At 71.0% G+C, this 12,041-nt stretch carries 7 protein-coding genes and 1 pseudogene; 5 read left to right on the top strand and 3 right to left on the bottom strand.

The window, feature by feature from the left end; all coding sequences use genetic code 11:
• A pseudogene (locus tag EFK10_RS37180) lies at positions 1 to 528 on the bottom strand (SUKH-4 family immunity protein); the annotation flags it as partial.
• Between the two features lie 8 nt (positions 529 to 536).
• Entirely contained in the window at positions 537 to 1,547 is a 1,011-nt protein-coding gene (locus EFK10_RS37175) for an HNH endonuclease (RefSeq protein WP_127360061.1), read from the bottom strand.
• A gap of 298 nt (positions 1,548 to 1,845) precedes the next feature.
• Between EFK10_RS37175 and EFK10_RS37170 the strand changes: the two genes are divergently transcribed.
• Positions 1,846 to 2,343: a YwqJ-related putative deaminase gene (locus EFK10_RS37170; RefSeq protein ID WP_127360060.1), complete on the top strand. Its 498-nt coding sequence runs from the start codon at positions 1,846 to 1,848 to the stop codon at positions 2,341 to 2,343.
• Positions 2,340 to 2,816, top strand: coding sequence for an SUKH-3 domain-containing protein (locus tag EFK10_RS37165; RefSeq protein ID WP_240677705.1), 477 nt, complete (start codon positions 2,340 to 2,342; stop codon positions 2,814 to 2,816). Before EFK10_RS37170 ends, EFK10_RS37165 begins: the two co-directional genes overlap by 4 nt.
• Here EFK10_RS37165 and EFK10_RS37160 read toward each other — a convergent pair.
• Complete coding sequence (locus tag EFK10_RS37160; RefSeq protein ID WP_127360058.1) at positions 2,806 to 4,305, bottom strand: MFS transporter; 1,500 nt, start codon at positions 4,303 to 4,305, stop codon at positions 2,806 to 2,808. The genes EFK10_RS37165 and EFK10_RS37160 overlap by 11 nt on opposite strands.
• Before the next feature lie 403 nt (positions 4,306 to 4,708).
• Here EFK10_RS37160 and EFK10_RS37155 point away from each other — a divergent pair, with 403 nt between their 5' ends.
• The 3 genes from EFK10_RS37155 (at position 4,709) to mfd (ending at position 11,874) form a co-directional block, all read left to right on the top strand.
• On the top strand, positions 4,709 to 5,563 hold the full coding sequence (locus tag EFK10_RS37155; protein WP_164836309.1) for an ABC transporter ATP-binding protein: 855 nt from the start codon (positions 4,709 to 4,711) through the stop codon (positions 5,561 to 5,563).
• Positions 5,560 to 8,142: an ABC transporter permease gene (locus EFK10_RS37150; protein ID WP_127360057.1), complete on the top strand. Its 2,583-nt coding sequence runs from the start codon at positions 5,560 to 5,562 to the stop codon at positions 8,140 to 8,142. Before EFK10_RS37155 ends, EFK10_RS37150 begins: the two co-directional genes overlap by 4 nt.
• 171 nt (positions 8,143 to 8,313) lie before the next feature.
• Positions 8,314 to 11,874, top strand: coding sequence for a transcription-repair coupling factor (gene mfd, locus EFK10_RS37145; RefSeq protein WP_127360056.1), 3,561 nt, complete (start codon positions 8,314 to 8,316; stop codon positions 11,872 to 11,874).
• Positions 11,875 to 12,041 lie beyond the last annotated feature (167 nt).

Genomic DNA, 12,041 nt, shown 5'->3' with positions numbered 1-12,041 from the left:
CGGCGGGGCCGCGGCCACCGGCGTCTGCGGCGCGGGCGGGGCGAACACCGTGGCGGGCGGGGCGACGGATTCGGCGTCGGCGGCGGTGCTGTTGCTGGCGTCGCGCCAGGGCGTGGGGGCGCCGCCGGAGGGCGCCGTGCGGCGGTCGGGGATGCCGATGCGGTCGGCCGCGTCCTGGAGCCATTGGGGCGGGCTCAACAGGAAGGAGGTGGCTTCGAGGTCGAGCCGCTCGGGCGGCGCGTCGGACGGCGGGACCGCGTCCTGGGGGACGGGGCCGTACTCCTCCTCGTAACGCCGGATGATCTCCCCGACCGGCAGCGCGGGCCAGAGCGTGGCCTCCCCGCTGTCCCGGGCGACGACGATCCGCATGGCGCCGTCGTCGGTCGTGGGACCGTCCTCGCGGGGCTCGCTCCAGGCGACGAAGCCGAGTTCGAACTCCCGCACCCGCACCTCGCGGGCCTGGTAGGCCGGGACGTCACCGTTGATCCACCGCTCGGCGCGCTCCTGCGCCTCCGCGAACGTGACCATCTCCCGATTCACCCTTCCACCGGGACGGCGTGTGCGAAGCCGCCGTCCACCATCAGGTTCGCCACCGTCTCCAACTCCGGGGGACTGCCCGCCAGTCGCAGCAGGAAGGCGTCGAAGCTCTCGCCGCAGGGCAGCAGCAGCGCCTCGATGCGCTCCTGCACCGAGGACCAGTCGTCGCCGTCGCGCACATCGTCGTACGGGCAGAACCACACCGAACCGGCGTCGTCGCCGCGCGCCTTGATCGCGAGCACGCCGCCCTGGATGTAGCCGACGGCGAGGTAGTCCTTGGTGAGGTGGTCGCGCAGGCACTTGTTGACGTACACCAGGTCGTTGAGCGCGGCCTCGTCGCGGATCGTGAAGAACGGCTGGTCGATCAGCAGCCCGAGCTGCGGGTCGAGGGCGACCCCGCGCGGCGCGCAGCCGGCCGCGGCCTTCAGGAACGTACGGTAAGAGCCGGGCAGCCGATAGCCCAGCTCCTCCTCGACGTCGCGGAGCTGGTCCTCCGTCACCGCGACCGGGTCCTTCGGCAGTCCGAAGTGCACGGGCCGGGTTTCCTGCAGCGGCCGTGTGCCGCGCTTGGAGTGGTCGGCCGGGGAGGCGGCGAGCCCGCCGTGGTGCCGCAGCAGCGCCTTGACCTCGACCGGGACCAGCTCCAGGCGGCGGGTGCCGGCGACGTGGTGCCAGGTCCAGCCGTGCGGGGTGGCGACTGGCGGCAGGCTGCCCCACAGCTCGTGCCCCGCCGCGTGCAGCGCGGCATTGGCCGATACGTAGTCGGTGAGCCGGAGTTCGTCGATGCCGAAGCCCTCCGGGGGCTCCGCGATCTCGGCGGCGGCCCGCGCGTACGGAGTGAAGTCCGGGTGCCCGTTCTCGTCCACCGGCACCCCGTGCGGGTGGCGGGCGGCGCGGACCGGGTCCGGGAAGTGCACGACCTGTCCGGCGTAGGCCGCGTTCGGTGGCGCGGCCTGTCCCCCAGCCCGGCGGCTGGGTGGTGCCCCCAGCCCGGTCCCACCTGTCGTCATTGCGGATGCCCCCATGCTGAAGCCGGCTGTTGGGCACAGCCTATGGTGTGGGGCAACCGTATGTTCAGGTCAGGCCGGGTCAGGAACCACGGCCTGAGGGACAACACTCTTTCCGGTGAAGCGGTTGAGGGAGTTACCGGACCGGTTGTGCCAAGTCCATTGATTTGGTGGCGAGTTGCATGGTCACGCAGCGGCACCGATTCGTGACATCCGGCACAAAAGTTATCTCTCTTCCCACAACCGACTTCCGTATCACCTGATCTGTTTGGCATGGTGAGCACGGGAGGGACGCGCCGACATGGACACGAAGGACACCGAGGAGAGCACAGATCCGCGGCTCGACTGGCGAGCGGGGGAGCCCGCGCCGCCGCCCGTGCTGCGGCATCGGCGGGACGGCATCCTGCCGGCCGTGGCCGCCGCGCTCTCGGTCCGGGACGAGGTCCTGACCTGCACGGGGAGCAAGGCCGAGCAGCCGCCGGAGCTGCATCCGCTGGTGCAGGACGTACTGGACACACTGCCCGTCGCCCAGCGTGAGCGCTTCGCGGGGCGCTGCCCCGAGCCCGTACTGCTCTCCCGCTACCTCGACTCCGTGGACGCCGGACGCAGCAAGCGCGCCTCCCGCAAACCGCTCACCAGCGGCGAGGCCCGCAAGGCCCTCAAGGGCGCCAAGCTGACGGCCCGACGCATCCGCGAGGACGGCGACCCGGCTCACGGCTCCTACACGGCACCGTGCCGGTCGTGCCTGCCGCTGCTCTCGCACTTCGGGGTGCGGCCCTTCGATCCTGGAGCCAAGTGAGTACCCGTTTCACGGCCGGCGTCGACGCCGCGCTGCGCTCCTGCGGCTGGCAGCCCGGCCGTTGGGACATCCGACAGGCCGAGGTCTGGGCCGACACGCTACGCGCGCACACCTCACCGGGCGGCCACGAGCACGCGGTCTTCCCGGCCGCCGTCGAGGCCTGGGCCGAGTTCGGCGGGCTCACCGTGCCGCCGGCCGCCGGCCCCGGGCGGCATGTCGCGCCGACCGCCGTACGGATCGACCCGCTGGCCGGGCTCCACCTCGCCCGCACCCTGGGCGACCTCGGGCGGGCGCTCGACACCGAGGTCTGCCCGCTCGGCGAGGAGACCTCCGGCCAGGCCCAGCTCGCCATCGACGCCACCGGCCGGGTCTACGCCCTCGACCACACCGGGGACTGGTACCTCGGCCCCACCATCGACTCCGCCCTCTCCGCGCTCGCTCTTGGCCTGCGCCCCAGGCGGCTCACTCCGTAGGGCTCTTGGCGTCCGCCAGCACGGGGAAGCGGCGCGGCGTCACCGTCAGCAGGATGACCAGCGCGAGGGCTCCGGCCAGCGCGGCTCCCACGTAGACATGCGTGACGGCGGCGGCGATGGCGTGGCGCAACAGGTCGGTCGGGTGGGCGTTGAGCGCGGCTGACAACGTGTCGGGGGCGCCGCCGGGCAGCCGGTCGGCGAGTGTGGCATTGGCGACGGCCCCGAAGACGGCGGCGCCGACGACCTGTCCCACCTGGCGGCAGAAGAGCACCGACGACGTGGCGGTGGCCCGCTCGCTCCACGGCACCGTGGACTGCACGCCGACGATCAGCGGGAGCTGGAAGAAGCCGAGCGCGCCGCCGAGCAGCAGCATGACCAGCGCGGGCTGCCAGGCCGGCCCGGCGTACGGCAGCATCACCAGCGCGACCAGGACCGCCGTGGCGGCGGCCATACCGATGGCGGCGGTGTCGCGGAAGCCGATCCGCAGGTACGCCCGGTTGCTGAAGGCGGCCGAGATGGGCCAGCTCAACGTCATCACCGACAGCACGAAGCCCGCCTCGACCGGCCCGAGGCCGAGCACCGCCTGGGCGTATGTCGGCAGGAAGACGGTCGGCGCGACGATGATCACGCCCAGCGCGCCCAGCGCGAGATTGACCGCGACGATCACCCGGCGCCGCCACACCCACCCCGGGATGATCGGCTCTGCCGCCCGCCGCTCGATCCACACCGTCAGCGCACCGCACACCACGCTGCCGGCCAGCAGCCACAGCCGGGCCGATCCGCCGTCCACCAGGGCCACGATCAGCATCCCGCCGGACAGGAACAGCCCCAGCGCGCCCGGCCAGTCGACGCGGTGCCGGGCGCGAGCCGCCACCGACTCGCGCAGATGGCGGGATATCAGCAGGACCGCCACCAGCCCGATCGGCAGGTTGATCAGGAAGATCCAGCGCCAGTCCGCGTACTCGGCCAGCAGCCCGCCGCCCAGCGGACCGGCCACCGACGAGGTCGCCCACACCGAGGACAGCGCCGCCTGGATCCGCCCGCGCTCCTTGAGCCCGTACATATCGGCCACCACGGTCTGCACCGTGCCCTGGATCGCCCCGCCGCCCAGCCCCTGCAGCACGCGGAAGGCGATCAGGCTGGCCATGTCCCAGGCCCCGGCGCACAGCAGCGAGCCGACCAGGAATATAGCGATGCCGCCGACGAGCACCGGCTTGCGGCCGTACGTGTCCGCGAGCTTGCCGTACACCGGCAGGGTGACCGTCACGGCGAGCAGATAGCCGGAGAAGAGCCACGAGAAGACCGAGAAGCCGCCCAGGTCGCCGACGATCTGGGGGACGGCGGTGGAGATGATCGTGGAGTCCATCGCGGCCAGCGCCATCGCCAGCATCAGCCCCGCGACGACCGGCCTCCGGCTGGGCGGCCGCCCCGGGCCGCCCTGCGCGGCGGCCCGACCGGTGCCTTCGGCGTGTTCGACGGTGCCGCTCATCTCTCATCCTCCCCTGGTGCGTGTACGCCACACCATTCCATGCCCGCCCTGATGATCGGTAGCGGGTATCCGCGCAGGCCGGGCGCCGGGGCTTGAGCCTCTCGTAGCGGGAGGGTGCAGGCTCGACCCGGAGGCGGGGTCCACCTCCGGGTGGATACCCCTAGGGGACACACCTGCTTTTCTCCACCCCCCGGTTCCACCCGGGGGAGGAGCCGCCGCGGACCTGCGCTCCCTAGCCTTCTGGTGGGGCTAGCCCCCGGGTCGAAAGGGTGACCCGCACCATCGTCCCGCCCTCCGCGTCGACGCCAAGCTGATGACGCACGCCAAGAACGCCAAGAACGCCATGTACGCCAAGAACGCCGAGAACGCCGAGAACGACGACACTCGTCGACGAATCAGGAGAATGACCGTGACAACGGCAGTGACCATTCCCAAGTCCGGGGGCAGCGGAGAGCGTTCGGCCATTGCCGCCAGTGCCCGCCAAGTGACCAAGGCGTACGGCTCCGGGGAGACCCGGGTCGTCGCACTCGACGCGGTCGACGTCGACATCGAGCGCAGCCGCTTCACCGCGATCATGGGCCCCTCCGGCTCCGGCAAGTCGACCCTGATGCACTGCCTGGCCGGCCTGGACACGGTCACCAGCGGGCACATCCGGATCGGCGACATCGAGATCACCCAGCTGAAGGACAAGAGGCTCACCCAGCTGCGCCGGGACCACATCGGCTTCATATTCCAGGCGTTCAACCTGCTGCCGACGCTCAACGCCGTGGAGAACATCACGCTCCCGATGGACATCGCCGGCCGTAAGCCCGACCGCGAGTGGCTGCAGCGTGTCGTCGACACCGTCGGCCTCGCCGACCGGCTCAAGCACCGCCCCGGCCAGCTCTCCGGCGGCCAGCAGCAGCGCGTCGCCGTGGCCCGGGCGCTCGCCGCCCGCCCCGACATCATCTTCGGCGACGAGCCGACCGGAAACCTCGACTCGCGGGCCGGCGCCGAAGTCCTAGGCTTCCTGCGCAAGTCGGTCGACGAGCTGGGCCAGACGATCGTGATGGTCACCCACGACCCGGTGGCGGCCTCGTACGCCGACCGCGTGCTCTACCTCGCGGACGGCCGGATCGTGGACGAGATGGTCAACCCGACCGCCGAGTCCGTTCTCAACCGCATGCTGCAGTTCTCCGGAAACGACGCGCCCCTGGCCTCCGGCATGGGGAACCCCAGGACCGCCGAGCCCTCCGACGCGCACGGGCGGACCTCATGACCATCGTCAAGACCTCCAGGCGCAACTTCGTTGCGCACAAGGGACGCATGGCGCTCAGCGCCATCGCCGTCCTGTTGTCGGTGGGCTTCGTCTGCGGCACGCTCGTCTTCACCGACACCATGACCTCGACCTTCGACAAGCTCTTCGCGGCGACCGCTTCCAATGTCACCGTCAGCTCGAAGGACGCCCCCGGCGCCGACGAGCAGCAGCACACCGCGAAGGCCGCCACCCTCCCGGCCTCCACGCTCACCCGGCTGGAGAAGGTGCCCGGCGTCAAGTCGGCCGTCGGCGGGGCGGACACCTCGGCTCTCACCGTCGTCGACAGCCACACGAACAACCTGAGTCCGACCTCCGGCGCCCCCACCATCGGCACCAACTGGGACGTCAACGAGCTCAAGGCCGCGTCCATCACCTCCGGCCACTCGCCGCGCGGTCCGACCGAGGTGATGGTCGATTCCGACACCGCCAAGAAGCACCACCTCAAGCTCGGCGACGAGCTGCGGATCATCGCCGGCCCCGGTGAGTTCCACGCCAAGATCACCGGCATCACGACCTTCAAGACCACCAACCCCGGTGCGGCCGTCTTCTACTTCGACACCGCCACCGCGCAGACCAAGCTGCTCGGCGCGAAGGACGTCTTCACGTCCGTCATGCTCGACGCCGACAAGGGCGTCAGCGACGCGCAGTTGAAGAAGGCCGTCGCCGCCGACCTCGGCTCCGGCTACAAGATCCAGACGCAGGCCGAGTACACCGCCGAGAGCAAGCAGGGCATCGACTCCTTCCTGGGAGTCATCAAGACCGCGATGCTGGGCTTCGCCGGGATCGCCGTCCTCGTCGGGATCTTCCTCATCGTCAACACCTTCTCCATGCTGGTCGCGCAGCGTACGAGGGAGATCGGCCTCATGCGCGCCATCGGCGCCAGCCGCGGGCAGGTCAACGGGTCCGTGCTGCTCGAGGCGACCCTACTGGGCATCGTCGGGTCGCTCCTCGGAATCGGCGGCGGTGTCGGGCTGGCCATCGGCCTGATGAAGTTCATGAGCAGCGCGGGCATGAACCTCGACACCTCCGAGCTGACCATCAGGGTCACCACCCCGATCATCGGCCTGGCCGTCGGCGTCATCGTCACCGTCCTCGCCGCCTACCTGCCCGCCCGCCGGGCGGGCAAGATCTCCCCGATGGCCGCCCTCCGCGACGCGGGCACCCCCAGCGACGGCAGGTCGGGCAAGGTGCGCGCCGTGATCGGCCTGGTCCTCACCGCCGTGGGCGGGGCAGCCCTGTACGGGACGTCCCAGGCGACCAAGGCCGGCAACGGCGGCCTGCTGCTGGCGCTCGGCGTGGTCCTCACACTGGTCGGCTTCGTCGTCATCGGCCCGCTGCTGGCCGGCGTCGTGGTCCGCGTCCTCAGCGCGGGCGTCCTGCGGATCTTCGGCCCGGTCGGCCGGCTCGCCGAGCGCAACGCACTGCGCAACCCGCGTCGTACGGGTGCCACGGCCGCCGCGCTGATGATCGGGCTCGCGCTGGTCGCGGGGCTGTCGGTGGTCGGCTCGTCCATGGTGGCCTCCGCCAGCGACCAGCTCGACAAGTCGGTCGGGGCGGACTTCATCATCCAGTCCGGTAACGGCCAGAACCCGATCACCCCGGAGGTCGAGAAGGCGATCAAGTCCGTGCCGGGGCTCGCCCACGTCACCGACTACAAGGCGGTCAGGGCCGATGTGTCCTCACCGGCCGGCAAGCTCCTCCTCAACGACACGCTGCTCTCCGCCGCCGACCCGAGCTACGCCCAGGACCTACAGGTCAACACGGTCGCGGGCAAGCTCTCGGACGCGTACGGCGCGAACGCGATCTCGGTCGGCGAGAAGTTCGCCGACAAGTACGGCATCAAGCTCGGCAGCGAGTTGAGTGTCGCCTTCAAGGACGGCGCCACCGCGAAGCTGAAGGTCGCGGCCATCACCTCCAAGGACACCGCCTTCGACAACGGCGCGATGTACATCAACATCACGACCGCGGCGAAGTACGTGCCCGCAGCCAAGATGCCGATGGACGACATCATGTTCGCGGCGGCACAGAGCGGGCAGCAGGACGCGGCGTACAAGGCCCTCAAGGCCAAGATGCACGACTACCCGCAGATCCAGGTCCGTGACCAGGCCGACTACAAGCAGGCGCTGAAGGACCAGATCGGGCAGCTGCTGAACCTGATCTACGGGCTGCTGGCCCTGGCGATCATCGTGGCCATCCTGGGCGTCGTGAACACGCTCGCCCTGTCGGTCGTCGAGCGGACCCGGGAGATCGGCCTGATGCGGGCGATCGGAATGTCGCGCCGGCAGCTGCGGCGGATGATCCGGCTCGAGTCGATCGTCATCGCCCTCTTCGGCGCGGTGCTGGGCCTCGGGCTCGGCATGGGCTGGGGCGCGACCGCCCAGAAGCTGCTGGCCCTGCAGGGGCTGGGCGTGCTGGCCATCCCCTGGACGACGATCATCACCGTCTTCGTCGGCTCGGCCTTCGTCGGCCTGGCGGCGGCGCTGGTCCCGGCCTTCCGGGCCGGCCGGATGAACGTCCTCAACGCCATCGCCACCGACTAGCCAGGGGGAGGACGGGGGAACGGGGGAAGCCGTCGGCCCCGGTGCGCAGTGTGCGCCCGGGGCCGACGGCTTTGGCGCGCGTTGTCGGCGGAGCGTCGTACGCTGGGACACCCCGGCCCGTTCGACGTGTCGGGCGGTTCGCGTTGTCCACCCCTGGGACGGAAAGCCTTCATGAGCCTGAACGGTCTGCTCGATGTTGTTGTCGGCGATCCGGCGCTGAACGAGGCGGTCGAGGCCGCCCGGGAGGGCAACCGTGCGCATGTGGACCTCGTGGGCCCACCGGCGGCGCGGGCCTTCGCCATCGGGGCGCTGGCGGCCCGCACCGGCCGCACCGTGCTCGCGGTAACCGCCACCGGCCGCGAGGCCGAGGACCTGGCGGCGGCCCTGCAGTCGCTGCTGCCGTCCGACTCCGTCGTGGAGTACCCGGCGTGGGAGACCCTGCCCCACGAGCGGCTGTCCCCCCGCTCGGACACCGTCGGCCGCCGCCTCGCCGTGCTGCGCCGCCTCGCCCACCCCAGCGCGGACGACCCGACCGCAGGGCCGGTGAAGGTCGTCGTGGCGCCCATCCGGTCCGTACTGCAGCCGCAGGTCAAGGGCCTCGGGGACCTGGTCCCGGTGGCGCTGCGCAGCGGCCAGAACGCCGACCTCGGCGAGGTCGTGGACGCCCTCGCGGCGGCCGCGTACGCGCGCGTGGAGCTGGTCGAGAAGCGCGGGGAGTTCGCCGTGCGCGGCGGCATCCTGGACGTCTTCCCGCCGACCGAGGAGCACCCCCTCCGGGTGGAGTTCTGGGGGGACGACGTCGAGGAGATCCGTTACTTCAAGGTCGCCGACCAGCGCAGCCTGGAAGTGGCCGAGCACGGCCTGTGGGCGCCGCCCTGCCGTGAGCTGCTCCTGACCGAGGACGTACGGAACAAGGCGGCGGCCCTCGCGGAGCTGCACCCCGAGCTGCACGAGCTGCTCGACAAGATCGCCGAGGGCATCGCGGTCGAGGGCATGGAATCCCTGGCCCCCGTGCTGGTGGACGACATGGAGCTGCTGCTCGACGTGCTGCCGGCCGGCAGCATGACGGTGGTCAGCGACCCGGAGCGGGTCAGGACGCGCGCCGCCGACCTGGTGGCCACCTCCCGCGAGTTTCTTGAGGCCTCCTGGGCCGCTTCGGCGGGCGGTGGCGAGGCACCGATCGACCTGGGCGCGGCCAGCCTCTGGGGCATCGCCGACATACGCGAACACGCCCAGGACCTGGGCATGCCGTGGTGGACGGTCAGCCCCTTCGCCGCCGACGCGGAGGATCCGGACGGGGACACCGTCAAGCTCGGCATGCACGCCCCCGAGGTCTACCGGGGCGACACCGCCCGCGCCCTCGCCGACACCAAGGGCTGGCTGGCCGAGGGCTGGCGCACCGTCTACGTCACCGAGGGCCACGGCCCGGCCGCCCGCATCGTCGAGGTCCTCGGCAACGAGGGCATCGCCGCCCGCCTCACCGGGTTTGATTCAAAGACGGGCGACCTGCCCGCCTCCGCCATCGAGCCGTCCGTCGTCCACGTGGCGACCGGCTCCATCGAGAACGGCTTCATCGACCCAGGGCTCAAGCTCGCCGTCCTCACCGAGACCGACCTGTCCGGCCAGAAGTCCTCCACCAAGGACATGGGCCGGATGCCGTCCCGGCGCCGCAAGACCATCGACCCGCTGACCCTCCAGCCCGGCGACTACATCGTCCACGAACAGCACGGCGTCGGCCGGTACGTCGAGATGGTCCAGCGCACCGTCCAGGGCGCCACCCGCGAATACCTCCTGGTCGAGTACGCCCCCGCCAAGAAGGGCCAGCCCGGCGACCGGCTCTTCGTGCCCACCGACCAGCTGGAGCAGGTCACCAAGTACGTCGGCGGCGAGGCCCCATCCCTGCACCGCCTCGGCGGCGCCGACTGGACCAAGACCAAGGCCCGCGCCAAGAAGGCCGTCAAGGAGATCGCCGCCGACCTGATCCGGCTCTACTCCGCCCGCATGGCCGCCCCCGGCCACAGCTTCGGCCCCGACACCCCCTGGCAGCGCGAGCTGGAGGACGCCTTCCCGTACGCGGAGACGCCCGACCAGCTCACCACCATCGCCGAGGTCAAGGAGGACATGGAGAAGTCCGTCCCCATGGACCGCCTGATCTGCGGCGACGTCGGTTACGGCAAGACCGAGATCGCGGTGCGGGCGGCCTTCAAGGCCGTCCAGGACGGCAAGCAGGTCGCGGTCCTGGTCCCGACCACGCTGCTGGTGCAGCAGCACTTCTCGACCTTCTCCGAGCGCTACGCCCAGTTCCCCGTCAATGTGAGGGCGCTGTCCCGCTTCCAGAGCGACAGCGAGGCCAAGGCCGTCCTGGAGGGGCTGTGCGAGGGCACCGTCGACCTGGTCATCGGCACCCACCGGCTCTTCTCCTCCGAGACGAAGTTCAAGGACCTCGGCCTGGTCATCGTCGACGAGGAGCAGCGCTTCGGTGTCGAGCACAAGGAGCAGCTGAAGAAGCTCCGCGCCAATGTCGACGTCCTCACCATGTCCGCCACCCCCATCCCCCGCACCCTCGAGATGGCCGTCACCGGCATCCGCGAGATGTCGACCATCACCACCCCGCCCGAGGAGCGGCACCCCGTCCTCACCTTCGTCGGCCCGTACGAGGAGAAGCAGATCGCCGCGGCCATCCGCCGCGAGCTGCTCCGCGAGGGCCAGGCCTTCTACATCCACAACCGGGTGGAGAGCATCGACAAGGCGGCGGCCCGGCTCCGCGACCTCGTCCCCGAGGCCCGCATCGCCACCGCCCACGGCCAGATGGGCGAGAGCCAGCTCGAACAGGTCGTCGTCGACTTCTGGGAGAAGAAGTTCGACGTCCTCGTCTCCACGACGATCGTCGAGTCCGGCATCGACATCTCCAACGCCAACACCCTCATCGTCGAGCGCGGCGACAACTTCGGCCTCTCCCAGCTCCACCAGCTGCGTGGCCGCGTCGGCCGCAGCCGCGAGCGCGGTTACGCCTACTTCCTCTACCCGCCTGAGAAGCCGCTCACCGAGACCGCCCACGAGCGGCTGGCCACCATCGCCCAGCACACCGAGATGGGCGCCGGCATGTACGTGGCCATGAAGGACCTGGAGATCCGCGGCGCCGGCAATCTGCTGGGCGGCGAGCAGTCCGGGCACATCGCGGGCGTCGGCTTCGACCTCTACATCCGCATGGTCGGCGAGGCCGTCGCCGACTACCGCAGCGCCCTGGAGGAGGGCGGCGAGCCCGAGGAGACCCTCCTCGACGTCAAGATCGAGCTCCCCGTCGACGCCCACGTCCCCCACGACTACGCCCCCGGCGAGCGGCTGCGCCTCCAGGCCTACCGCGCCATCGCGGCGGCGAACTCCGAGGCCGACATCACTGCCGTCCGCGAGGAGCTGACCGACCGCTACGGCAAGCTCCCCGAGCCCGTCGAGAACCTGCTCATGGTCGCCGGACTCCGGCTGCTCGCCCGCAAGGTCGGCGTCTCCGACATCACTCTGCAGGGCAACAACGTCCGTTTCTCGCCCGTCGAGCCGCGCGAGTCGCAGGAGCTGCGGCTCAGCCGGCTCTACCCCCGTACGGTCATCAAGCGCGCCACCAAGCAGGTGCTGGTGCCGCGCCCGGCCACCGCACGGATCGGCGGCAAGCCGGTCGTGGGGCGGGAGTTGCTGACCTGGACGGCCGAGTTCCTGAGCACGATCCTGGACAACTAGGGCCTGTCCGGGGACCGAGACGGAGTGGGAGCCGCTCCGCGCCGCCGTCGCTGCGGAGCCCGATCCGGCCGTCGCCTCGTCGGTGGTGCTGCGGACCAGCTACCTCGCCGGCTGTTGAACAGATCCGCCGGCTGACACGAAACGGCCGGGGTGACGGGCAAAGTCCC

Origin of the sequence: Streptomyces soli (assembly GCF_003999195.1) — a bacterium.
In the GTDB taxonomy this organism is placed as follows: domain Bacteria; phylum Actinomycetota; class Actinomycetes; order Streptomycetales; family Streptomycetaceae; genus Actinacidiphila; species Actinacidiphila soli.
The sequence above is the reverse complement of the archived record's forward strand: the minus strand, read 5'-3'. Positions and strand labels throughout refer to the sequence as shown.

Coding starts and splice junctions, on each gene's coding strand:
- EFK10_RS37175 (WP_127360061.1), bottom strand. CDS start 1,547: ATGACGACAGGTGGGACCGGGCTGGGGGCACCACCCAGCCGCCGGGCT.
- EFK10_RS37170 (WP_127360060.1), top strand. CDS start 1,846: ATGGACACGAAGGACACCGAGGAGAGCACAGATCCGCGGCTCGACTGG.
- EFK10_RS37160 (WP_127360058.1), bottom strand. CDS start 4,305: ATGAGCGGCACCGTCGAACACGCCGAAGGCACCGGTCGGGCCGCCGCG.
- EFK10_RS37155 (WP_164836309.1), top strand. CDS start 4,709: ATGACCGTGACAACGGCAGTGACCATTCCCAAGTCCGGGGGCAGCGGA.
- EFK10_RS37150 (WP_127360057.1), top strand. CDS start 5,560: ATGACCATCGTCAAGACCTCCAGGCGCAACTTCGTTGCGCACAAGGGA.
- mfd (WP_127360056.1), top strand. CDS start 8,314: ATGAGCCTGAACGGTCTGCTCGATGTTGTTGTCGGCGATCCGGCGCTG.